Origin of the sequence: Streptomyces cyaneochromogenes, from assembly GCF_003963535.1 — a bacterium.
GTDB lineage: Bacteria > Actinomycetota > Actinomycetes > Streptomycetales > Streptomycetaceae > Streptomyces > Streptomyces shaanxiensis.
In genome coordinates this window covers 8935199-8958699 of record NZ_CP034539.1, presented here as the reverse complement: position 1 = coordinate 8958699, position 23501 = coordinate 8935199, and the positions used below count along the sequence as shown (strand labels likewise).

Annotated in this window: 20 protein-coding genes and 1 pseudogene; 5 read left to right on the top strand and 16 right to left on the bottom strand. The window is 70.4% G+C overall.

The genetic code is table 11. The features are described 5' to 3' along the window. Positions 1-23: 23 nt before the first annotated feature. From EJ357_RS40435 to EJ357_RS40425, 3 genes are all read right to left on the bottom strand, one after another. Positions 24-1727 (bottom strand): BCCT family transporter, encoded by a 1704-nt coding sequence (locus EJ357_RS40435; RefSeq protein ID WP_126396735.1) that lies wholly within the window; start codon positions 1725-1727, stop codon positions 24-26. Between the two features lie 88 nt (positions 1728-1815). Then, positions 1816-3075 carry a M14 family metallopeptidase gene (locus tag EJ357_RS40430; protein WP_126396733.1) on the bottom strand — a complete coding sequence of 420 codons (1260 nt, stop codon included), beginning with the start codon at positions 3073-3075 and terminating at the stop codon, positions 1816-1818. Then, a complete protein-coding gene (locus tag EJ357_RS40425) occupies positions 3072-5027 on the bottom strand; it encodes a Xaa-Pro dipeptidyl-peptidase (RefSeq protein ID WP_126396731.1) in 1956 nt (651 codons plus the stop codon). Before EJ357_RS40425 ends, EJ357_RS40430 begins: the two co-directional genes overlap by 4 nt. Positions 5028-5250: 223 nt before the next feature. Between EJ357_RS40425 and EJ357_RS40420 the strand changes: the two genes are divergently transcribed. Further along, positions 5251-6786 carry a M1 family metallopeptidase gene (locus tag EJ357_RS40420; protein ID WP_228472758.1) on the top strand — a complete coding sequence of 512 codons (1536 nt, stop codon included), beginning with the start codon at positions 5251-5253 and terminating at the stop codon, positions 6784-6786. 40 nt (positions 6787-6826) lie between these two features. Here EJ357_RS40420 and EJ357_RS40415 read toward each other — a convergent pair. The 3 genes and pseudogenes from EJ357_RS40415 to EJ357_RS40405 all read right to left on the bottom strand — a co-directional run bounded on the left by EJ357_RS40415 (position 6827) and on the right by EJ357_RS40405 (position 9564). Continuing rightward, positions 6827-7572: pseudogene (locus EJ357_RS40415) on the bottom strand (PfkB family carbohydrate kinase). Beyond that, a complete protein-coding gene (locus tag EJ357_RS40410) occupies positions 7569-8057 on the bottom strand; it encodes a macro domain-containing protein (RefSeq protein WP_126396729.1) in 489 nt (162 codons plus the stop codon). The pseudogene EJ357_RS40415 and the gene EJ357_RS40410 overlap by 4 nt, the downstream one beginning before the upstream one ends. A 40-nt stretch (positions 8058-8097) precedes the next feature. Then, positions 8098-9564, bottom strand: coding sequence for an amino acid permease (locus EJ357_RS40405; protein ID WP_126396727.1), 1467 nt, complete (start codon positions 9562-9564; stop codon positions 8098-8100). A gap of 220 nt (positions 9565-9784) precedes the next feature. Between EJ357_RS40405 and EJ357_RS40400 the strand changes: the two genes are divergently transcribed. Continuing rightward, positions 9785-10507 carry a MerR family transcriptional regulator gene (locus tag EJ357_RS40400; protein ID WP_175647693.1) on the top strand — a complete coding sequence of 241 codons (723 nt, stop codon included), beginning with the start codon at positions 9785-9787 and terminating at the stop codon, positions 10505-10507. Positions 10508-10839: 332 nt separating this feature from the next. Here EJ357_RS40400 and EJ357_RS40390 read toward each other — a convergent pair whose 3' ends face one another. The 5 genes from EJ357_RS40390 to EJ357_RS40370 form a co-directional block, all read right to left on the bottom strand. After that, positions 10840-13017 carry a 3-hydroxyacyl-CoA dehydrogenase NAD-binding domain-containing protein gene (locus EJ357_RS40390; protein WP_126396723.1) on the bottom strand — a complete coding sequence of 726 codons (2178 nt, stop codon included), beginning with the start codon at positions 13015-13017 and terminating at the stop codon, positions 10840-10842. A gap of 34 nt (positions 13018-13051) precedes the next feature. Beyond that, positions 13052-14266, bottom strand: coding sequence for an acetyl-CoA C-acetyltransferase (locus EJ357_RS40385; protein WP_126396721.1), 1215 nt, complete (start codon positions 14264-14266; stop codon positions 13052-13054). 60 nt (positions 14267-14326) lie between these two features. After that, positions 14327-15469, bottom strand: coding sequence for an acyl-CoA dehydrogenase family protein (locus EJ357_RS40380; protein WP_126396719.1), 1143 nt, complete (start codon positions 15467-15469; stop codon positions 14327-14329). Then, positions 15466-16662 carry a CaiB/BaiF CoA transferase family protein gene (locus tag EJ357_RS40375; RefSeq protein ID WP_126396717.1) on the bottom strand — a complete coding sequence of 399 codons (1197 nt, stop codon included), beginning with the start codon at positions 16660-16662 and terminating at the stop codon, positions 15466-15468. Before EJ357_RS40375 ends, EJ357_RS40380 begins: the two co-directional genes overlap by 4 nt. 98 nt (positions 16663-16760) lie before the next feature. Beyond that, entirely contained in the window at positions 16761-17117 is a 357-nt protein-coding gene (locus EJ357_RS40370; protein ID WP_126396715.1) for an MmcQ/YjbR family DNA-binding protein, read from the bottom strand. A 93-nt stretch (positions 17118-17210) separates the two neighbouring features. On the opposite strand from EJ357_RS40370, the gene EJ357_RS40365 reads away from it, so the two are divergent. Next, on the top strand, positions 17211-18389 hold the full coding sequence (locus EJ357_RS40365; protein ID WP_126396713.1) for a saccharopine dehydrogenase family protein: 1179 nt from the start codon (positions 17211-17213) through the stop codon (positions 18387-18389). A 108-nt stretch (positions 18390-18497) separates the two neighbouring features. After that, positions 18498-19316 carry an IS5 family transposase gene (locus tag EJ357_RS40360; protein ID WP_126396711.1) on the top strand — a complete coding sequence of 273 codons (819 nt, stop codon included), beginning with the start codon at positions 18498-18500 and terminating at the stop codon, positions 19314-19316. A gap of 101 nt (positions 19317-19417) precedes the next feature. Here the strand turns inward: EJ357_RS40360 and EJ357_RS40355 are convergent, their stop codons facing one another. Then, the gene (locus EJ357_RS40355; RefSeq protein WP_228472757.1) at positions 19418-20227 is read right to left on the bottom strand and encodes a YhjD/YihY/BrkB family envelope integrity protein; all 810 of its coding nucleotides are present in this window, start codon (positions 20225-20227) and stop codon (positions 19418-19420) included. Between the two features lie 409 nt (positions 20228-20636). Here EJ357_RS40355 and EJ357_RS40350 point away from each other — a divergent pair, with 409 nt between their 5' ends. Beyond that, entirely contained in the window at positions 20637-21371 is a 735-nt protein-coding gene (locus EJ357_RS40350) for a GAP family protein (protein WP_126396709.1), read from the top strand. Positions 21372-21524: 153 nt separating this feature from the next. On the opposite strand, the gene EJ357_RS40345 is transcribed toward EJ357_RS40350, so the two are convergent. From EJ357_RS40345 to EJ357_RS40335, 4 genes are all read right to left on the bottom strand, one after another. Beyond that, on the bottom strand, positions 21525-21821 hold the full coding sequence (locus tag EJ357_RS40345; protein WP_126396707.1) for an SHOCT domain-containing protein: 297 nt from the start codon (positions 21819-21821) through the stop codon (positions 21525-21527). A gap of 74 nt (positions 21822-21895) precedes the next feature. Next, on the bottom strand, positions 21896-22345 hold the full coding sequence (locus tag EJ357_RS40340) for a DUF6325 family protein (protein WP_228472756.1): 450 nt from the start codon (positions 22343-22345) through the stop codon (positions 21896-21898). A gap of 162 nt (positions 22346-22507) precedes the next feature. Next, entirely contained in the window at positions 22508-22654 is a 147-nt protein-coding gene (gene mmpA / locus EJ357_RS48640; RefSeq protein WP_175647692.1) for a morphogenic membrane protein MmpA, read from the bottom strand. A 112-nt stretch (positions 22655-22766) separates the two neighbouring features. Further along, positions 22767-23459, bottom strand: a complete 693-nt coding sequence (locus tag EJ357_RS40335) for an endonuclease V (protein WP_126396705.1) — start codon at positions 23457-23459, stop codon at positions 22767-22769. Positions 23460-23501: the final 42 nt, after the last annotated feature.

Genomic DNA, 23501 nt, shown 5'->3' with positions numbered 1-23501 from the left:
TGGACGATCCCCGGGTACGCCGGTCAGGCGTGGTCGTGGCCCAGCGGGTCGCCCTCCGCTCCCGTGCCGGGGCCCGGCCCGACCTTGATCTCGAAGTCGCCGTCGTACCGCTTGTGGCCCTCGATCACGGCGAGTTCGACGGCCTCGGTACCCATCTCGGTGCGCACGATGACCGGGTCCCGGCGCAGATCGCGCATGAGGGCGACGCACATGCCGACCATCACGAGGACGAAGGGCGCCGCGGCCAGGATCGTGAGGTTCTGCAGGCCGGTGAGCGCGTCGCCCTGGCCGCTGCCGACGAGCAGCATGATGGCGGCGACGGCTCCGGTCACCACACCCCAGAACACCACGACGAAGCGGCCGGGTTCGAGGGCGCCCTTCTGGGAGAGCGTGCCCATCACGATGGAGGCGGCGTCGGCTCCCGAGACGAAGAAGATGCCGACCAGGATCATCACGAGCAGACTGGTGGCGGTCGCGATGGGGAACTCCTGGAGGAGGCCGAAGAGTTGGCCCTCGGGGGTCTCCTCGCCGCCGAGCCCGCCGCCCTCCTTCACCTTCATCGCCGTACCGCCGAAGATCGCGAACCAGACGAGGCTGACCGTGCTGGGCACGAGGATGACGCCGCCGACGAACTGCCGGATGGTGCGGCCCCGGCTGATCCGGGCGATGAACATGCCGACGAAGGGCGTCCAGGAGATCCACCAGGCCCAGTAGAAGACGGTCCAGCTGCCGAGCCAGTCCGCGACGCCCTCGCCGCCGCTGGCCTCGGTGCGGCCGGCGAGCTCGGGCAGGTCACCGAGGTAGGCGAAGATCGACGTGGGCAGCAGGTCGAGGACGATGATCGTGGGGCCCGCGACGAACACGAAGAGGGCGAGGATCAGGGCGAGCACCATGTTGGTGTTGGACAGCCACTGGATGCCCCGCTCGATGCCGGAGACGGCCGAGGCGACGAAGGCCAGGGTCAGTACGGCGATGATCGCGACGAGCAGCCCGGTGCTCGCGTCGTCCATCCAGTCCAGTTCCTCGAACCCCGAGCCGATCTGGAGCGCGCCGAGGCCCAGGGAGGCGGCGGAGCCGAAGACGGTGGCGATGATCGCGAGGATGTCGATCACCCGCCCACCCGTGCCGTTCGCGTGCTTCTCGCCGATCAGCGGCGTGAAGACCGCGCTGATGGTCTGCCGTCGGCGTTTGCGGAAGGTGCTGTAGGCGATGCCGAGTCCGACCACCGCGTAGATCGCCCAGGGGTGCAGCGTCCAGTGGAACAGGGTGGTCGCCATCGCCGTCTCCATGCGTTCGGCGGAGTCGGCGGGGTCGGTGCCCGGCGGTGGGGTGTTGTAGTGCGCGAGCGGCTCACTGACGCCGTAGAACATCAGGCCGATTCCCATGCCGGCGCTGAACATCATCGCGACCCAGGAGACGGTCTTGAACTCCGGCTCCTCGCCCTCGGCACCGAGATGGATACGGCCGTAGCGGCTGATCGCGAGCCACAGCGCGAACACCACGAATCCCGAGGCGGCCAGGATGAAGGCCCAGCCGCCGTTGTGGATCAGGCCGTTCAGCATCTTCGTGGACACGCTCTCCAGCGAGTCCGTGGCCGCCCAGCCCCAGATCACGAAGGCCACGGTGATGGCGGCGGTGACGCCGAACACCACTCGGTCCGTGCTGCGGTGGTGAGGAGCGTCCGGCGGACTCTCCCCACCACCTCTCTTCTTCAGATCGTCGGTCATCAGCGGCACCTTCCCCGGTGAACGGTGGATACGCCGGTTCCACGTCGTCTTCCAGGACCTACCACAGTTCCCGTCGATCTCAGGCGTTTCAGCAGTCGGTGTCGGGCTCGGCGGCCGTGAGGTGGTACGGGGCGCGCTCGTCCAGGAGCAGCGGGACAAGGGCGCGCAGCGACTGGCGCAGCGGGACGTAGGTGCCGTGTGTCCGCACTCCGTGCAGGGCGAGTTCGTCCCTCACCTGCGCGTACTGGTCGGTGGTGAGCCGGTAGCCGCAGGGCGGGTCCTGGATCACCTCGGCCGGTTCGGGCGTGTCGTTGTCGGCGCCGCCGACGTACACGGGTCCGGTGTCGGCGTAGCCCGCCAGCCGGGCCAGGCCGGTCGCCGCCTCGACCCGAGCACGCCGGGCGTCGGCGAAGTCGAACAGGCCCTCCAGCGCGCCGAGTTGGGAGTGCACGCGGCGCCGGTTGTTGAGGGCCTCGTCCGCCTTCTCCGCATCCGTGAGGGGGTCTACCCGGCTCTCGATCAGCAGGCCCACCGAGTGCTTCACGCCGGACATGTTCCGCAGGATGCGTTCCTGGCCGTCACCGGCGACCTGCTTGATCGGTTCGCCGGTCTCGGGGTCGGTCCAGATGCCGTACGTGCCGGTCGAGTAGCCGGCGCCGGTGGCGGCGGGGCGCACGTAGGACTCCGACAGCGTCTGGGCCTCGTCGTGGACGTGCGCGTCTGTGTTGAGGTTGCGCGGCCACAGGTCGAACAGGTCCTTGTCGTAGTACGAGGGTGTGGCGCCGTACTCGTGCAGGTCGTAGACCACGTCGGGGCGTTGGTCGCGGATGACCGCGGCCATGGCCCGGCCCTCGGCGGTCCGCAGCGCGAGGTGGTCGCGGTTGATGTCCACGCCGTCGCTGTTTCCGCGGGTGTCGGCGGCCCGGCCGTCGGGGTTGGCGGTGGGCACGACCAGCAGGGTGGTGCGCTCCAGGAAGCGCCGGGTCTGCCGGTCCTTCGCGTAGGCCAGGTCGCGGATGGTGGACAGGCAGGCCTCGCGGCCGGAGGGCTCGTCGCCGTGCTGGCTGCAGATGAGGAGCACCTTGTTGGCGGCGGGGCGGGTGCCGATCCGCACCAGCTGGAGCGGGCGGTCCTGTTTCGTCGTGCCGATGCCGGCCACGGCGACGCGGTCGCTCGCCCGGTCGACGGCCGCGAGGAAGTCCTGCTCCTCGGCCTCCCCGGTCCATCTGGCGCCGTTCGACTGCTCGAAGCCCGTGCGGGGCGGGGAGTCGGCGGCGTGCGCGGGGACGGTGACGACGGAGGCGGCGAGGGCCGCCGCGATGACGGTGACGGCTCGGATGCGGGTCACCGGCCTCCCTCCGGGACGCGGTGGGTGCTGCGCGGTGCGGTGACACCGTCGAGGGGCGTGGCCGCGGGGGTGGCGGAGACGGAGCCCGCCGTGGCGCGTACGAAGGCGGGGGCTCCGCCGACCAGCGGGACGCGGGCCTTCGTACGAGAGAGGTCGAGGGTCAGGGTCGGCTTGGACGACGGCGGGTCGATCAGGTCCTTGTCCGTGCCCGCGACGATCAGGGCGAGGCGGTGGCCGGCGGGGACGACGTGATCGGTGGCCGCCAGGTCGAGGGTCATGGTGTACGCCTTGCCCGGCGTGAGCGGTGCGCCCTGCAGGTCGGAGGCGTGATTACCCAGGTCGGCCCAGCCCCGGCTGACGACCGTGTAGTCGACGTCGGCGGTCTTGGCCTTCGTCTCCTTGAAACAGGCGCTGTCACCGGTGGTGCTGACGCCCCAGCAGGTGCGGTCGGTGAGCGTGGTGATGCCCTCGCCGCTGGTCGCGTAGTCGCGGATGGTGTCGGGGCCGAGGTCGACCAGGACGGCGGAGAGGTGGGCCGTCGAGGTGGTCGGGGTCGCGGTGACGGTGACCTCGGAGGAGCCGGACAGGCGCAGGTCGCGGGTGAGCGGCTTGGTCACGAAGCCCGCCTTGTCGGGGGTGGGCTGGTCGATGTGCGCGGCCCAGTCGGTCTCGCTGTGCTGCGGGTCGTCGGTGAAGGTCTCGGTGCCCTTGCCCTTGCTCAGGCCGAGGGTGCCGACGCCCGCCTGGGTGCCCTTGGCGGGGCGCAGGGTGGTGGTGTCGGTACCGCGCGGGGGCCAGACCTTGGAGGTCACCCACTGGTCGGGGTGGCGTTCGATATCGGCCATCGGCTCGCGGTCGATGCCGTTGTCGTAGCCGAGGAGTTCATGGTCGAACCAGCGGTGCAGGGTCTCCACCCATTCGCCTCGGCGGAAGTCGAACGGGTCGACGTGGCCGGTCTGGGAGAGCCAGATCTTGCGCTCGACGCCGTTCTTCGCCAGGGCGTCCCACCACTGGCCGACATGCTTCATCCGGACGTTGAGGTCCTGCATGCCGTGGATCAGGAAGACGCTCGCCTTCACCTTGCGCGCGTCCTTCACGTAGTCGCGCTCGGTCCACAGAGGCGTCCAGTCGCCGGTGCGCGGGGCCCCGTCGACGAGCATCTGCTGGACGGCGCCGCACTTGGCGCGGGCGTCCGGGCTGTCGACGTAGTCGGAGAGCCAGTCGGGGCCGGAGTCGTAGAGCGCAGCGCCCTGCTGGAAGTAGTAGTCGTACCAGGAGGAGATGGCGCTGATCGGGACGATCGTCTTCAAGCCCTCGACGCCGGTCGCGGCGACGCCGTTGGCTATCGTGCCGTCCCAGCTCTTGCCGATCATGCCGGTGCGGCCGTTGGTCCAGGTCGCCTTGGCCTTCGTGGTACCGGTGCGGGTCGTGTACGCCTTCCCGCGGCCGTTCAGCCAGTCGACGACGGCCTTCGCGGAGAGGATGTCGGAGCGGCCGCCGACGTCCACACAGCCGTCGGAGCGGTTGGTGCCGGCGAGGTCGACGCCGACGAAGGCGTAGCCGCGGGGCACGAAGTAGTTGTCGTAGTACAGCGGCATCTGGACGACGTCGCCGTCGGCGTCGTACGTCTTCTTCTGGCTCTCGTTGCCGCGCCCGCAGCAGGAGTAGTACGGGCTGGCGTCCATGATGACGGGCACCTTGCGGCCCTGGGCGGCCGTCTCGCGGGGCCGGACGATGTCGACCGCGACGCGGTCGTTCTTCCCGTCGCGGTCGTGATCGAGTCCGGTGTCCACCCATACGGCCTCGCGAACGGCGTTCTCGTACGAGTAGACGGGCCGGCTCTCCCGCGGGGCGGCCTGCGCCGTCGCCGGGGAGAGGAAGGCGGCCAGCAGGGATGCTGCGGCCGCCGTCGTGAGCGGTCTCCAGATCGTGAAGCGCATACGTTTCGGCATGCGCGGACGTTACATCGATCAACTCCCGTGCAGAAGTGGGCGGCTGATGACACATGAGGTCCTGCGTGGCCGATAAACGACCCTGTGGCGGGTCGGCGCATGTCGGCCGAATGGCGATCGTGTGACAGCGGTGATCATGGACACACCGGGGACACAGGTGGTGAATAGGCTCCGGACAGACTTCGGTTCCCTACGACTTGGAGCTTTAGTGCACCGCAGAATCATGGCGCCGGGCGCACTCGCAGCCGCTTCCTTGATGCTGGTGATCCCGGCGTCGGCCGCGAGCAACACCGCCGGCGCTCCGGGCATCGGCGACCCCTACTACCCGGCCTACGGCAACGGCGGATACGACGTCTCCCACTACGACCTCCGGCTGAAGTACCAGCCGGCCACGGACGAGTTGGAGGGCACGACGACCCTGCTGGCGAAGACCACGCAGGATCTGTCCCGCTTCAATCTGGACTTCCTGCTGGACGTCAGCGAGGTCCGGGTCAATGGCGCGAAGGCGTCGTTCGCGACGTCGGGCGAGCACGAGCTGGAGATCACGCCGAAGAAGCCCCTGGCCAAGGGCACGGACGTCACGGTGGTCGTGCGTTACCGCGGGGTGCCGTCCTCGAAGGAGGCGTACGGCTTCAACGCGTGGCTGCGCACTCCGGACGGCGGGGTGGCCGCGGGCGAGCCGGAGGGGGCCTGGTGGTGGTTCCCCAGCAACGACCACCCGCGCGACAAGGCCACGTTCGACGTGTCGGTGCAGGTGCCCAACGGCACGCAGTTCATCTCCAACGGAACACTGCAGTCGACGAGTTCGCGGGCCGGCTGGACCCGCTACAACTGGCGTTCCAACAAGCCGCAGGCCACCTATCTCGCCACGTTCGCGGCCGGCAAGTTCGACGTCACCACCGGGACGTCCGAGAGTGGAATTCCGGTCATCAACGCCTACAGCAAGGAGCTCGGCGACACGGCCGGTGCCGCACGGGCGAGCATCGAGCGGACCGGTGAGGTCGCCGACTGGCTGGCGGAGCACTTCGGGCCCTACCCCTACAACGCGCTCGGCGGGTACGTGCCCAACACGCCCGGTGTCGGATACGCGCTGGAGACCCAGACCCGGCCCTTCTACAGTCCCCGCCAGTTCGCGAGCGGGTCGAACGTCTCCGTCGTCGTGCACGAACTGGCCCACCAGTGGTACGGCGACGACGTGTCGGTCAAGGACTGGAAGGACATCTGGATCAACGAGGGCTTCGCGCGCTACGCGCAGTGGCTCTGGTCGGAGCACGAGGGCGAGGGGACGGCGCAGGAGATCGCCGACTACGTGTACGCCTCGCGCGCGGCCGACGATCCGTTCTGGACGGTCAAGCCCGGTGACCCCGGGCCGGAGAACCAGTTCCACATCGCGGTCTACGACCGGGGCGCCCTGACCCTCCAGGCGCTGCGCAACGAGATCGGCGACGAGGCGTTCTTCGCGATCCTCAAGGGCTGGCCGCAGAAGTTCGCCCACGGCAACGCGTCGGTGGCCGACTTCCAGCGGTACGCCGAGGAGGTGTCCGGGAAGCCGCTGGCGGCGCTGTTCGACACGTGGCTGTTCCAGCCGTCGAAGCCGGCCGCGCCCGCGGCACGGGAGGCGTCGATCGCGAGGTCGTCGGTGGCTCCGGCGCAGCCGAAGTCGTGGAAGAAGATCGCGGCGACGAACGGCGTGCACGACCACGGGGCCGAGCGCGGCAAGCACCACGAGGACGAGCACGCGCACGAGCACGGCGAGTAGGACCACGCGCCGAGCAGGAGCGGGTGACGGCCGGGGCGGCTCAGGGGCGGGGAATCCCCTGGGCCGGCTCGGCCACCGCGGCCGGGAGCGCGTCCCGTCCGATCGCGTCGGCCCGGGTCGACGGCACCGTGCACGCGCAGGCGACAGCCGCGGCGCCGTACCGGGCGCAGCGGTGCGGTGCCTCGCCGTTCAGGCGGCCGAAGAGGAACCCGGCGGCCAACGGCGTCGCCGACACCGTTGGAATCGACGACCGGCCCTGGGGGTGTGACCGCGGGGATGTGGGTGAGTTCGCCGTCGGTCAGCAGGTACGCGCCCCCGGCTCCGGCGGTGGCGATGACGGCCTCAGCCCGGCCCCGTTCGAAGGTGATCGACCCATGCACGTGGCGGCTCGACTCGGCCAGGGCCCGGACCGTGGACTCCGGAAGGCGGTCGTCGGGGTGCGAGCGGCTCGTGTCGTACAGGGACAGCCGTCGCCCGTCGGGGCCGACGAGGTGGACCGCGCGCTTGGTGCCGGCGGGCTGGGGGACGGCCGTGAGCACGATGCCGCGGTCGCGGTGCAGGGCCCGGACGAGGTCGCCCTCGGGGTCGCCGCCAAGCATGTCGAGGTGGTGGGTGCGCATTCCGAGCGCGCTCAGTCCGAGGCCACGAAGTCGCCGGTCCGCCCGGCGCGGGTGCGGATCCCCGAGTCGGTCATGTAGCTGTCGGCGTACGGGAGCGGCAGCCAGGCCCTGTCGTTTGGATCATGCCGGCGCCGCCCAGCACGAGCACATCGATGTCGCGGCTCACCTCCCGCCCTCCCCGTGGTCGTAGACCGTGACGGAGATTCCGCGCCGGACCAGCCGCTCGGTGATCAGCGGCTCGATGCGGGACCATTTGCCTCCGGCCAATCCGCACCCTATGCGGGGCATGTGCACGGAGGCGCCGAGTTCGACGGTCTTCTCGCCCAGCCGCTCCAGTGCCGCGTCGATCGCCTCGTAGCGCACGGGCACGCCCTTGCTGCCGGTGCGGATACCTCGCTGCCCGACCATGTTGGCCACCCAGACGTACGGCTCGACCTGGACGAACCGGACCGCGCCCAGCCCGAAGTCGTTCGAGGCGCGCTCCCGGTGCCACGCGCGGTAGGACTTCTCCGGTTCCGGCCAGCGGCGCGATATGGCCAGGACGAAGCCCTTCCCCCATCCCCCGATGTCGTTGCAGACATGGGCGATCACCTTGACGCCCTTGACCGACGGAACGGTGGCGTCACCCCGGACGTAAGTGATCTCCGACATGACGCCACCGTAGAGGCCGCCACTGACAACGGCCCCGGAACTACTTCGTGAGCTCGGCCAGCTCCTGGTCCTCCGCCTTCGCTACCCGGCGCCGGATCGCGTACCAGCCGCCGACCAGCATCGCCGCGATCACCGGGATCAGCAGCAGGGTCTTGCGGCCGACCTCGGGGTCGTTCCACATCATGCCGAGGCAGGCCAGCAGGAAGACGATCGTGGCGATCTCCGTGACGGGGCTGCCGGGGAGGCGGAAGGAGGGCCGGGACACCAGGCCCGCCTTGGCGCGGCGGACGAAGATCAGGTGGCAGACCATGATGATCACCCAGGTCGAGATGATGCCGAGGGACGCGACGTTCAGCACGATCTCGAAGGCCTGGCTCGGCATCAGGTAGTTCAGGCCGACGCCGAGCACGCACACCGCGCAGGTGAGCAGGATGCCGCCGTAGGGGACCTGGCTGCGGTTCATACGGGCCGTGAACTTCGGGGCCGAGCCCGCCATCGCCATGGAGCGCAGGATGCGGCCCGTGGAGTACAGGCCGGAGTTCAGCGAGGACATCGCCGCCGTCAGGACCACCAGGTTCATCACGTCGCCCGCGCCCTCGACGCCGATCTTCGACAGGACCGTCACGAAGGGGCTCTCGTCGGCCGAGTAGACCGAACCCGGCAGGAGCAGGGCCAGCAGGACCACCGAGCCGACGTAGAACAGACCCACGCGCCACATGATCGAGTTCACCGCGCGCGGGACGATCTTCTCCGGCTCGGCGGTCTCACCCGCGGCGACGCCGACCAGCTCCAGGGCGGCGTACGCGAAGATCACGCCCTGCATGACGAGGACCACGGGCATGAGGCCGTGCGGGAAGACACCGCCGTTGTCGGTGACGACGCCGAGGCCGGGGGTCTGGCCGCCGACCTTGTGCTGGGTGGCGAGCAGGAAGATGCCGACGAACATGAAGCCGACCAGCGTGGCGACCTTGATGATCGCGAACCAGAACTCCATCTCGCCGAAGATCTTCACCGAGATCAGGTTGACCGCGAGCACCACGGCCAGCGCGATCAGGGCGAGCGTCCACTGGGGGATGCTCGTGAACATGCTCCAGTAGTGCGTGTAGAGCGCGATCGCGGTGATGTCGGCGATACCGGTCGTCGACCAGTTCAGGAAGTACATCCAACCGGCGACGTACGCGCCCTTCTCGCCGAGGAACTCGCGCGCGTACGACACGAAGGAACCGGACGAGGGCCGGTAGAGCACGAGCTCGCCGAGGGCCCGCACCACGAAGAAGGCGAAGATGCCGCAGACCAGGTAGGCGATCGCCAGTGCCGGGCCCGCGTTGTGGAGGCGTCCGCCGGCGCCGAGGAAGAGGCCGGTGCCGATGGCCCCGCCGATGGCGATCATGTTGACGTGGCGGGCCTTGAGGTCCTTGCTGTAACCGGCGTCGCCCGCGTCCGCGGGCACTTGGGCCGCGTCGTTGTGGGGTGCGGCCACGGCCGTGTTCACGGCGTCCTTGCTCACGGGTGGTACCACTCTCTGGTGCGCCCGAGCGGATCGCGCTCGGGTGTCCGGACGTACGTATGGCCTGCGCCTTCCGTAAAGGCACAGACCAAGGGGCCACCTTCCCCCAGAGAGCGCGGCCCACGCGGTGGCGTAGGTCACAGAGCGTTACTTCTCACACGGCGGTCACACCGGCATCAGGAGGTGTCACAGCGTTGGTGAGACAGCGATACTGCTGCACATGACGACCGACACCGCCGAGGGCGGGGCACCGACCCTCACGATCGACGAGCTGGCCGCGCGGGCGGGTATGACGGTCCGCACGGTGCGGTTCTACGGCACCAAGGGGCTGCTGCCGCCTCCGGTGATCGGTCCGCGCAGGGTGGGGCACTACGGGCGCGAGCATCTGGCCCGGCTGGCGCTCATCGAGGAGCTGCAGCAGCAGGGCATGACGCTGGCGGCCATCGAACGGTACGTGCAGCAGTTGCCGACGGACCTGAGCATGCACGACCTCGCCATCCACCGGGCCGTCGTCGCCTCCTGGGCCCCGGACACCGCGGAGACGGTGACGCGCCAGGAGCTGGAGCGGCGGGCCGGGCGGGCCCTGGGCGAGGAGGACATCGAGCGGCTGGGCGCGATGAACGTCGTACGGCCCGAGGACGGCTCGTACCGCGTCGACCTCGGGCTGCTCAGGCTCGGCGTCCAGCTCCTCGACGTACCGCTGTCCCAGGACGCGATCCTCGCCGCACGGAAGGTCCTGATCGAGCACTCGCGCGCGGCGGCCCACGAACTGTCGCAGCTGTTCCGGGGCGAGGTGTCGGAACGCGCCGCGCAGGACGTGAAGTCACTGTCCGCCCATATGCAACCCATCGTCGTCCAGGCCCTGCTGACGACCTTTCAGCGGTCGCTCAGGGAAGAGCTGCACGAATGGCTGACGGACTCAGAGGAAAGCGGATCCGCCTGACACGTGGACGCCGAGGACGTACTCGGGGGCGGGATCGGCATGGGAGGCGTGCTGGTCAGCGGTACGGGGGGTGAGGCGGGGAGGGTTCTCGCCCCCGCCGCCCCTACCCTTCCCGTCCTTCTGGGGCTCCGCCCCAGACCCCGCTCCTCAAACGCCGGAGGGGCTGGATTTCGCCGGCGGCGCTGGATGTCGCCGGGCAGGCAATTTCAGCCCGTCCGGCGTTTGAGGACGAGGCCCCTTAAGGGCCGAAGCGGGGGTCTGGGGGCGGCAGCCCCCAGGGTCGGGAAGGGTAGGGGCGGCGGGGGCGAGGAAACCCTCCCCCCACCCGGGCGTCACCCGTCCCCGAAGCGCTCCCCCTTCTCCGCCTTCTCCACCAGCAGCGCCGACGGCGTGAACCGCTCCCCGTACCGCTCGGCCAGCTCACGCGCGCGTGCCACGAATCCAGGGACGCCACCCTCGTAGCCGTTGATGTACTGCAGCACCCCGCCCGTCCACCCGGGGAAGCCGATACCGAAGATGGAGCCGATGTTGGCGTCGGCGACGGACGTCAGGACGCCCTCCTCCAGCAGCTTGACCGTGTCGAGCGCCTCCGAGAAGAGCATGCGCTCCTGCATGTCCTCGAACGGGATCTCATGGCCAGGCTTGGTGAAGTGCTCGCGCAGCCCCGGCCACAGCCCGGCCCGCTTGCCGTCCTCGCCGTACTCGTAGAAGCCCGCCCCGCCACTGCGCCCGGTCCGCCCGAACTCGTCGACCATGCGGTCGATGACGGCCTCGGCGGGATGGGTCGTCCAGGTGCCGCCCGCCTCCTCCACGGCCCGCTTGGACTCGCCCCGGATCTTGCGCGGCAGCGTGAGCGTCAGCTCGTCCATCAGGGAGAGGACCTTGGCGGGGTAGCCGGCCTGCGCCGCGGCCTGTTCGACGGAGGCGGGCTCGATGCCCTCGCCGACCATCGCCACGCCCTCGTTGATGAAGTGGCCGATGACCCGGGAGGTGAAGAAGCCGCGCGAGTCGTTCACGACGATCGGCGTCTTGTTGATCTGCCGGACCAGGTCGAAGGCGCGGGCCAGCGCCTCGTCCCCGGTCCGCTCGCCCTTGATGATCTCGACGAGCGGCATCTTGTCGACGGGCGAGAAGAAGTGCAGCCCGATGAAGTCGGCCTGGCGCTCCACGCCTTCGGCGAGGGCGGTGATCGGAAGCGTCGAGGTGTTGGAGCACAGCAGCGCGTCCGGCTCGACGATGTCCTGGATCTCCTGGAACACCTTGTGCTTGAGCTCGGGGTTCTCGAAGACCGCCTCGATGACCGCGTCGCAGCCGGCCACGTCCTGCGGATCGGCCGTCGGCGTGATGCGGGCCAGCAGCGCGTCGGCCTTCTCCTGCGTCGTACGGCCCCGGGAGACCGCCTTGGCGCACAGCTTCTCGGAGTAGCCCTTGCCCTTGGCGGCCGCCTCCGCCGAGACGTCCTTCAGGACCACCTCGATGCCGGCGCGGGCGCACGAGTAGGCGATGCCCGCGCCCATCATCCCGGCGCCCAGCACGGCGACCTTGCGGACCTTGCGCGGCTCGATGCCCCCCGGCCGGTTCGCGCCGGAGTTGACCGCCTGGAGGTCGAAGAAGAACGCCTGGATCATGTTCTTCGACGTCTGGCCGGCCGCCAGCTCCACGAAGTAGCGCGCCTCGATGACCTGCGCCGTCTCGAAGTCGACCTGGGAGCCCTCGACGGCGGCCGCGAGGATGTTGCGCGGGGCCGGGTAGGGGGCGCCGTTCGTCTGCTTGCGCAGGTTGGCCGGGAACGCGGGCAGGTTCGCCGCGAACTTGGGGTTGGCGGGGGTGCCGCCGGGGATCCGGTAGCCGGGCTTGTCCCAGGGCTGCTGCGACTCGGGGTTGGCCTCGATGAAGGCACGGGCCTTGGCGAGCAGTTCCTCCTGGGTGGCGGCCACGTCGTCGACGAGGCCGTTCTGCAGGGCGCGCTGAGGGTTGTACTGGGTGCCCTGGAGCAGCACCTTCAGCAGTGCGTCGGCGATGCCGAGCAGGCGCACGGTGCGGACGACGCCGCCACCGCCCGGCAGCAGGCCGAGGGTGACCTCGGGGCAGCCGATCTTGGAGCCGGGCGCGTCGAGGGCGATGCGGTGGTGGCAGGCCAGCGCGATCTCGTAGCCGCCGCCGAGGGCCGCGCCGTTCATCGCGGCGACGACCGGCTTGCCGAGGGTCTCGATGCGGCGCAGGTTGCGCTTGATGGCCATGCCGCCGTCGAACAGGTCCTGCGCGGTCTCGGGGGTGACCCGGATCAGGTCGCGCAGGTCGCCGCCGGCGAAGAAGGTCTTCTTGGCGGAGGTGATGATGACACCGCGGATGGTGTCCTTCTCCGCCTCCAGACGGTCGACGACCACGGCGAGGGAGTCGCGGAACGCCTGGTTCATGGTGTTCGCGGACTGGTTGGGATCGTCCAGGACGAGGGTGACGACGCCCGAACGGTCCTGCTCCCAGCGGATGGTGGTGGATTCAGTGCTCATGTGGAGATGCTCCGTGTGATCCGTCGGGAGGGGGTCAGATGCGCTCGACGATGGTGGCGATGCCCATGCCGCCGCCGACGCACAGCGTGGCGAGGCCGTACCGCTTGTCCTGGCGCTCCAGTTCGTCGACGAGCGAGCCGAGGATCATGGCGCCGGTCGCGCCGAGCGGGTGGCCGAGGGCGATGGCGCCGCCGTTGACGTTGACCTTGTCCAGGGACAGGCCCATGTCCCGCACGAAGCGCAGGACGACCGCCGCGAACGCCTCGTTGATCTCGACGAGGTCGATGTCGTCGATGGTCAGCCCGGCCTTGGCGAGCGCCTTGCGGGTGGCGGGCGCGGGGCCGGTGAGCATGATGGTGGGCTCGGAGCCGGAGACGGCGGCGGAGACGATGCGGGCGCGCGGGGTGAGTCCGTGGCGCTCGCCGACCTCCTTGTTGCCGATCGCGACCAGCGAGGCACCGTCGACGATGCCGGAGGAGTTGCCCGCGTGGTGGACGTGGTCGATCTTCTCGACCCAGTGGTACTTCTGCAGCGCGACGGCGTCGAACCCGCCCAGGTCGCCGATGTCCGCGAAGGACGCCTTCAGCTTGGCGAGGGAGTCGGCGGTGGTGCCGGCGCGCATGTGCTCGTCGTGGTCGAGGACGACGAGGCCGGAGCGGTCCTTGACCGGGACGACGGACCGGTCGAAGCGGCCCTCCTTCCAGGCCGTCGCCGCCCGCTCCTGCGAGAGCGCCGCGTACTCGTCGACGTCCCGGCGTGAGAAGCCCTCGATGGTGGCGATCAGGTCGGCGCCGATGCCCTGCGGCACGAAGTTCACGGCGAGGTTGGTCATCGGGTCGTTGAACCAGGCGCCGCCGTCCGAGGCCATCGGCACCCGGGACATGGACTCGACGCCGCCCGCGAGGACGAGGTCCTCGAAGCCCGAACGGACCTTGGCGGCGGCCATGTTCACGGCCTCCAGGCCCGACGCACAGAAGCGGTTCTCCTGCACGCCGGCCACCGTGTCCGGCAGCCCGGCGGCGATGGCGGCGATGCGTGCGATGTCGGAGCCCTGGTCGCCGACCGGGCCGACGACGCCGAGCACGATGTCGTCGATCGCGGCCGGGTCGAGGTTCGGGAAGCGGTCGCGGAGCTCGTGGATGAGGCCGACGACCAGGTCGATGGGCTTGGTGCCGTGCAGGGCGCCGTTCGCCTTGCCGCGGCCGCGCGGGGTGCGGATCGCGTCGTACACGTACGCTTCGGTGCTCACTGGGAGGCCTTTCGGGGGTGAGGGTCTGCCGAGCCTTGGAGCCTCGGCCGGGCAGGAGGGCTAGCCGAGCAGGGAACGGCCGATGATCTCTTTCATGATCTCGGTCGTCCCGCCGTAGATCGTCTGGATACGGCCGTCGGTGAAGGCACGGGCGACCGGGTATTCACTCATGTAGCCGTAGCCGCCGTGCAGTTGCAGACAGCGATCGGCGACCCGCTTCTGCAGCTCGGTCGCCCACCACTTGGCCATCGAGGCGTGGACGGCGTCGAGTTCGCCTCTGTCGTGGTCCTCTATGCAGCGGTCGAGGAAGGTGCGGGTGACAGCGCACTCGGTGGCCATCTCGGCGATCTCGAAACGGATGTGCTGCTTGGTGGCCAGCGGCCGGCCGAACGCCTCGCGCTCCTTGACGTACTCCGTGGTGATCTCCAGCAGGTGTTCCGCGGCGGCGATCGCGGAGACGGCGATGCTCAGGCGCTCCTGGGCGAGGTTGGTCATCAGGTGGACGAAGGCGCCGTCGAGCGTGCCCAGGAGGTTCTCCTTGGGCACGCGTACGTCGTGGAAGAACAGTTCGGCCGTGTCCTGCGCCTTCTGACCGATCTTGTCGAGGTTCCGGCCGCGCTCGAAGCCCTCCATGCCGCGCTCGACGACGAGCAGCGACAGCCCGCGCGCGCCGCCCTCGGCAGTCGTCTTCGCGACGACGATCACCAGGTCGGCGATGATGCCGTTGGAGATGAACGTCTTGGAGCCGTTCAGCACCCAGTGGTCGCCGCGGTCCTCGGCGTGGGTGCGGATGCCCTGGAGGTCGGAGCCGGCGCCGGGCTCGGTCATGGCGATCGCGGTGATCAGCGTGCCGTCGCAGAAGCCCGGCAGCCAGCGGCGCTTCTGCTCGTCGGTGGCAAGGCCCGTCAGATACGGGCCGATGATGTCGTTGTGCAGGCCGAGGGCGAGTCCCGGTGCGCCCGCGCGTGTGAACTCCTCCGCGAGGACGGCGCTGTAGCGGAAGTCGGGGGTGCCGCCGCCTCCGTACTCCTCGGGCACGGCGAAGCCGAGCAGGCCCTGCTTTCCGGCCGCGCGCCAGGCGTCACGGGAGACGATGCCGTCCTTCTCCCACTGCTCGTAGTACGGCAGCACCTCCCTGGCCAGGAAGCTGCGCACGGTCGCGCGGAACGCGTCGTGCTCGGGGGCGAAGATCTGCCGTTTCATGCGAGGCCCTTCGTTGCTGGGCCGTCCGAGTCGGGGCCCTTCGTTGCGGGGCCGTCCGAGTCGAGGCCCTCAAGGAGGTCGGGTAGATCCCAGTCGCGGGCCACGTCGGCGGTGTGTGCGCCCGGCTGGGCGGGGCCGCCGCGGACGGACGTCGGGGTCGCGGAGAAGCGTGGAGCGGGGGCCGGCTGGGTGATGCCGCCGTGGTCGGTGAAGGTGCCGCGGGCCGCGAGGTGCGGGTGCCGCGAGGCCTCGCGCAGCGACAGGACGGGGGCCACGCACGCGTCGGTGCCCTCGAAGACGGCCGTCCAGTCGTCCCTCGTACGGGACTTGAAGCGGGCCGCGACGGCCGCCCGCAGCTCGTCCCAGCGGGTCCAGTCCTTGCGGGCGTCGGCGTGTTCCGGGATGCCGAGGACTCTCACGAACTCCTCGTAGAACTGCGGCTCCAGGGCACCGACCGCCATGTACTTGCCGTCGGCCGTCTCATAGGTGCCGTAGTACGGGCAGCCGCCGTCGAGGAGGTTGGCGCCGCGCCGGTCCTGCCAGCCGCCGGCGGCGAGCATGCCGTGGATCATCGCGGCGAGGTGCGAGGCGCCGTCGACGATGGCGGCGTCGACGACCTGGCCGGTGCCGGTCGCACGCGCGTGGTGGAGCGCGGCGAGGACGCCGACGACGAGGTAGAGGGAGCCGCCCGCGTAGTCGCCGACCAGGTTGGCGGGGACCGCGGGTGGCTCGTCGGGGCTGCCGATCATGCCGAGGGTGCCGGTCAGGGCGATGTACCCGATGTCATGACCGGCGCGGTGGGCGAGCGGCCCCTCCTGGCCCCAGCCGGTCATCCGGCCGTAGACCAGCGCGGGGTTGCGGGCGTGGCAGGCCTCGGGCCCGACGCCGAGGCGCTCGGCGACGCCGGGGCGGTTTCCCTCGATGAGGATGTCGGCGCGGGCGGCCAGGTCGAGGACACGGGCCGCGCCGTCGGGAGACTTCAGGTCGATGATCACCGAGCGCTTGTTGCGGTTGGTGATGTCGTACTCGGTATTGATGGCGAGCCCGGTGCCGCCGGGCCGGTCCACGCGGACGACGTCGGCGCCCAGGTCGGCGAGGAGCATGGCCGCGAACGGGCCGGGGCCGATACCGGCCAGCTCGACCACGCGCACGCCGGTGAGCGGGCCGTGCCCGGGCGTCGTTGCCGTTGTCATCCAGCCCCCATTGGCGTGACACAACTGATGTAACACCAGTGATGCTAAGAAGGTGTCCCGGTGGGCACAAGACCTGAGCGAGCAAGCGCTTAGCCAATTTACCGGCCGGTCAGCGTCCGTCCAGCTCCGCCGTCAGCCGCTTCCTCCGCCGTCAGCCGCTTCGGCGCGATCACCCGGTAGCTCTCCTCCACCCAGTCGCACAGCAGCTCGGCCGCCGGGGCGCCCTTCTGCTCCAGCGGGATGCCCACCCAGCCCGCCTTGCCCAGGCCGTATCCGGCGGGTTCGGCACCCGGGCAGGTCAGCGCGTGGGCGTGGGTTGACCTTCGCGACCGTCTCGCCCCACGGTCTTCATCGATATGCGGCTCCGCCGCGTGGGCCTCGGTGGCACCCGGCAGCCCGAGCGCGAACTCGCGCGCTTTCTCCCACTTCTTCAGGGCATTCCTGGGCACGGCCACCGCACTACCTCCGGGCTCGTCGTCGGGCTCCGCACACCTCACGCTAGCCTCGGCCACCGACAACGGCGCGTGCTGCGGAAACCGAGGGGTGTCATGGGCAGGCTGAGCGGGACGGATCGTCCGTACGACATCGTGCTCTTCGGAGCGACGGGCTTCGTCGGGGTACTCACCGCGGAGTACCTCGCCGCGCACGCGCCCGAGGGGCTGCGCTGGGCCATCGCCGGCCGCAGCGGGGCGAAGCTGGAGCGGCTGCGCGAGTCGCTGCCCGGCGGCGAGGGGATCGGGGTACTGGAGGCGGACGTCGCCGATCCGGCCTCGATGCGCCGGCTCGCCGAGCACGCGCGCGTGGTGGCCACGACGGTGGGTCCGTACGTGAAGTACGGCGAGGATCTCGTCGCCGCCTGCGCGGACACGGGCGCCGACTATCTGGACCTGTCCGGCGAGCCGGAGTTCGTGGACCGGATGTACGTCCTGCACGACGCACGCGCGCGTGAGACGGGTGCGCGGCTGGTCCACGCCTGCGGCTTCGACTCCGTTCCGCACGACCTGGGCGCGTACTTCACGGTCCAGCAGCTGCCGGAGGGCGTCCCGCTCACGGTGGACGGGTTCGTGACCGCCGACGCCACCTTCTCGGGCGGCACCTTCGCGTCGGCGCTCAACCAGTTCTCGCGCGGGCGCCAGATGCTGGCCGCCGCACGCGACCGGGCCCGCCACGAGCCGCGGCTGATGGGGCGCCGGGCGCTGGCGCCGACGGGCGCGCCCCGGTTCGCCAAGGAGGTCGGCGCCTGGGCCGTGCCGCTGCCGACGATCGACCCGCAGATCGTCAAGCGCTCCGCGCGGGCCCTCGATCGCTACGGCCCCGACTTCCGCTACCGCCACTACGCCGCGGTACGGCATCTGCCCGTCGCGGTCGGCGGGGTCGCGGCGATGGGCGCGCTCTTCACGGCCGCCCAACTGCCGCCCGCCCGGCACTGGTTGTCCGACCGGCTCAAGCCCGGCGAGGGGCCGGGCCCCCAGAAGCGCGCGAAGAGCTGGTTCTCGGTTCGCTTCGTCGGCGAGGGAGGCGGGCGGCGGGTGTTCACCGAGGTCGCGGGCGGCGACCCCGGCTACGGCGAGACGGCGAAGATGTTCGCCGAGTCGGCCCTGTCCCTGGCCTTCGACGACCTGCCGCCCACGGCCGGGCAGGTCACGACGGCGGTCGCGATGGGGGACGCGCTGATCGGGCGGCTGCGCCGGGCGGGGCTCACCTTCCGGGTGGCCGCCAGCCGCTGATTCCGGGTGGCCGCCGGCCGCTGAACCGATTCTGCCGACGAGCCGGAGGGGCGGTGCCCGGGTGCCTTAGACCGTGTCCTATGTGGTGAGGCGGACGTTGCGCTGTACATGGGGCGGGATACGTGGAGTTGGATCGTTCCGGACGGGCTGTGGGAGATCGCGAAGCCGCTGATCCCGCCGTCGAGGGTACGGCCGCAGGGCGGCGGAACGCAGGACACGCCTGATGAGACGCTGTTCGCGGCCATCGTCTACGTCCTGGTCAGCGGCTGCGCCTGGCGCCAACTGCCGCCCTGTTTCGGCATATCGAAGTCGACGGCTCACCGCCGGTTCTTGATCTGGTCGAGAGCCGGCGTCTGGGGCCGCCTGCACGAAGCCGTGCTGCACCGCCTCGACGACGCTGGCCTCATTGACGTCACCCGTGTTGTCCTCGACACCGCCCATGTGAGGGCTAAAAAAAGGGGCGAACACACAGGTCCGAGCCCCGTGGACCGGGGCAAGCCGGGTTCCGAGATGCACATCTTGTCGGACGCGAACGGACTGCCCCTCCTCGTCGGCGTCTCGGCCGGCAACGTCCACGACAGCGAAGGGCTGAAGCCCATGATCGAGGGTCACCAAACGAGACACGACCCTCATCGCGGCCGTTACTTCAAGCCCCAGCGCCTCCACGCCGACAAAGCCTACGACCGCGCCGACCTGCGCAGATGGCTCCGGTGGAAGCGCATCGGAGTACGCATCGCCCGGAAAGGCATCGAATCCAGCGAGCGATTAGGGCGTCGGAGGTGGGTGATCGAGCGCACGATGTCATGGCTGTCCGGCTACCGCAGACTCAGTCCCCGCTACGAGCGCCAGCCCCGCAACTACCTGGCATTTCTCGGACTTGCCGCTGCCCTCTGCTGCTACAAGCGGCTTGTCCGCCTCACCACATAGGACACGGTCTTAGTGCCCGGGTGCCCCAAGGAGGGGATCGGGGTACCACCGATCCCCAGAACACCGTTCCGCGATCGCGCTGTCATGGACCAGGTTCCCCATCAGAGTGGCGACGTCGGGGTACCGAGGTGGCGTTTGAGGAAGGGCTCCTGGGACAGGACCGCTCCCGCGCTGAGGCCGATGGCGATGGCCACGCACACGACGATCAGCCAGGACAGCAGGACGAAGACCGAACCCGCGGAGCCGTAGTCGGCCAGTGCCCGGTTGAGCGCCCGCGGCATGTAGAAGTGCGCGGTCGCGGACAGGCCGCTGACCGCGACCGCGGTGATGACAGCGCCTGGCAGGAGGGGAGGCCAACGGACGGCGCCGCCCAGCAGGAGGTGCTGGGTCCACCACCACATGCCCCCCTGCATGACCAGGACGATCGCGAATCCCAGCCACTCCCCCAGGCCGAACCCGTTGTGCAACAGCCCTTGCACGACCAGTGCGCCGAGCCACAGGGCGATCCATGCCAGCCACCTCCACGGAGCGGCCTTCGCCCCGGCCCGGGGCAGCAGCCAGGCGCGCCTGCACAGCCGTTGCACCGCGCGGCTCACCGCAGTGGCCGACAGCAGCACCATCAGAAGGCCCACCAGGCCGGTCGCCTGGCGCAGATCATCGGTCGGGGGCTGAAACGCCTGCTCCACCTGGTCCTTGGCCTGCCCCGTCAGACCGAAGACGGCACTGATCGATGCGGTGACCTGCTTCTGCACCGCCTCCGGCGCGTACGCACCGAGTACGAACAGCAACGGAACTGCGGTCAGGAAGCACTGCGCCGCGATGCGGGTGGCGGAGTCGAAGATGTTCACCGACACCATGCGGTCCACGAGTCCCGTGATCACCGGGAAGCGGGTCTCCACGCGCGCGTGCACGGCTCTCAGCCAGACAGCCAGATCCCGGAAACGACCACGCCACCATGAGGCATGCAGCACAGACCGGCTCCGTCGGCGGGCGCCCGCTTCGCGGCTCACCCCGTCGGGCCGACTCGGCGACCGGCCGGAGTCCTCGCCCGAAGGCCCGCGCCGCATCAGCCGTCGGCGGGGGTGGAGCCCGAGCATGGTGTCCGGGTCCCCTCTGTCCACGGCGTGCCGACGGAAGTCTCCATGGAACCGCTCCTTCCCGTCTCCAGAATGCGCGACGAAGCCGACCAGGGCACCCCGCCGCACGAGCGGGCGCAGCCGGAAGCGGGGGCCGCAGGGGTGACGGGGGCACCGTCAAGAGATGCGGCAGGTCATGGCCGTGCATACGCTCGACGCGTACAGCGCCTGATGGGATCGCCCCATGGTCGTCGACCTGCTGCTCATCGCCCTCGCCATCACGCTCGATCCCCTCCCCTTCATGGTGTTCGCCCTGGTGGTGGCATCCGCCAGAGGCGTGCGTACAGGGCTCGCCTTCATCTCGGGGTGGGTGGCGTGTTTCGTCGTGGTGATCGCTCTGGTCCTGACGATGACGGGCGGGCAGCCCCCGGAGCCGAGGTCGCCTCCTTCCACGGTGAGCCTTGTGCTCAAGCTCCTCATCGGTCTGTCGCTGATCGGGTACGGCATCCACCGACACCGACGGCCCGTGCACGGCCGCACGCCGAGCGGAACCATCGCGGGAGAGCCGCACCAGCACCTCGGCCGGGCCGGTCCGTCCGCTGCCGCGGCGTCGCCGCCGCGCGGCAGGTCGTCGTCCTTCCTCACCACGCGGTTGGACCGCGGCTCGATCTGGCCTGCGGCGGGACTCGCCGTCCTTCTCCAGCCGTGGGGACTCGTCGCCGCGGGCGGCGTGACGGTGGTGGCGGCCGACGCCTCCCACCTCACGACATGGCTGGTGCTCTTGGCGTTCTGCGTCCTGGCCACCGCCAGTCTGCTCGCCGCGGAACTGTACGTGGTGCTCAAGCCGGCGCCGGCCCGGCGCCGACTGCTGGGACTGCGCTCCTGGATGGGGGACCACGCGCAACAGGCAATAGTGTTCGGCAGCATCACGGTCGGCCTGTGGCTGACCGGAAGGAGCGTCTACGGGCTGGCCAGTTGACGTTCTGACGCATCGCGGCGGCGATGCCGCCGAGCGACAGCAGCGGCAGCGGCCACCACCGCGGAGGAATGTCCCAGCGCGGTTCCGCGGGCAGTTCGACCCGAAGCGGCCGCAGCGGGGCCCCGGCTCCCGGACGACCCAGCTACCTACGCATCAGCTGAGGACCTGGCGCTTCTGGGCCTCGAATTCCTCGTCGGTGAGCAGGCCCTGGCCCTTGAGGTCGCCGAGTTGCTTCAGCTGATCGATCTTGCTGGTCATGTCGTCGGCAGCCGGCTGTGCCGCGCCGGGGGCGGACGCGGGCGGCGCGGCTTCCTGCTGGTAGGAGGGTTGCCATTCACGGTCCTGCTCGGCCCATCGGCCGGCCTGCCGCCGTGAGACGCGATTGGACACCGCTGTGGCCGTACCCGAGATCACGGCCGTGCGGGCGACGCCGCGAAGGAGTCCTGGCATGTCACTCGTCTCCCCTGTGCTCCGTGCGTGGTGTGACGCTGCGTGGGCGGATGCCGGTCCCACCGGCGGGCGGTTCAGCCGGAAGGCGTTGCCTCCTCGGCGGCGTCAAGCGACGCCAGCAGCGTGTCCATGGGGATGCGGCCACTGGCCACCAGCTCGGCCCCGCCGCGCCGCAGCGCACGGGCCAGGGGCGCGGCCCAGACGTTCTCGTACACGAGGACGGCGGCGGAGTTGCCGGGCTCCAGCGCGGCACCGGCGTCGTCCAGGTCGCTCTGGTCCAGCAGTCCCGACGAGGCTCCCTCGAACACCGCCAGATCGGCTCTGTCGTCCCCGATGTCCCGGATCTCCAGCACGTCGACCGATCCATCGGTGCCCTTGTGGACGAAGACGAGGTCGAGGATGCGGATGACACCGCTCTCGACCAGATCGACGAGCAGGGGCAGCCCCTCCCCGGTCATACGGCTGCCGGGGAACTCGACGATCAAGTAGTCGACGGGCCCCATGTCCCCGATGTCCTGGTGCATGGCCACTCCTAAGAGGTGGGTACTGGCCCGGTCACACCTCATCGAGCATCGGTCGCCCGCGGCGCAGCCGGAGGGACAGCTCCTTCAGCCATTGCAGCACTCGGGTGGGCCACCTGCACGTTCACGGCCACGTTCACGGCGCAACAGGCCGGAACGGCCCACCTACAGCGGCCACCCCGCGATGGTGTAGATCATCCCGACGATCCAGCCCAGCCCGGCCAGCGTGGCCAGAACCAGCGCGGCCGTCACGGCGCGCTCGACGGGGCGGTGGGGGTCGGCGAGGGGCTTCGGGGCGCGGTGCGTCGTCATGCGGCCCAGCCTGCCGACCCGGGGGGGGTGGGGGCATCCGTACAGGTACTCAGTCGAGGTACTCAGTCCGCTCGAGTGGGACCGTCCGCCGCCCGGGCGGCCCTCGCTCCGGTCAGGAAGGGGTCGCGTCCTTGAGCGCCTCCCGGCACAAGGAGTCCGCCCTGCGCGTGGTCTCCGGCAGCCGGAACTCGGGGGTCAACACGAGCGTGTGGGCGCAGGCGTTGTCCAGACTCACGCGGTGGCCGACCGAGACGAAGACCGGCTTGACGGCGGCTCGGGTGCGCAGGGCGCGGCCGACCACCTCGTCGTCCGCCAGCAGCGGGGCCCAGGAGCCGCGCGGTGCGTCCGGGTCGTCGTAGGCGAAGGTGAAGGGGTTCTTGGCGACGCCGATCGTGGGCAGGCCGGTGAGGACACCGAGGTGGCTGGCCAGGCCGAAGCGGCGGGGGTGGGCGAGGCCGTAGCCGTCGCAGACGACGAGTCCCGGCGGGCAGGGCAGGGCGTCCAGGGCGGCCAGCACCGTGGGGATCTCACGGAAGGCGAGCAGGCCGGGAACGTACGGGAAGGAGATCCGGCCGACCGCCGTGGCCTCGGCAACGACGTCCAGGGTCGCCGCGTCGAGGACGACGGCGGCGGCCGCGACGATGTCCCGCTCGTCGTCGTAGGCCACGTCCACACCGGTCACATGCCCGGCTCCCGGCGGCGGCCCCGGTTCGTCGAGCACCACCCGCTCGCGCAGCTCGTCCTGGACGGCGCGGGCCTCTTCCTCGGTCGCGGGCCAGCCCGCGGCAATGCGTACGGTCGTCATGGTGGGCACGAGCGTACGGGGACGGGGCCGGCCGCCGTGGGC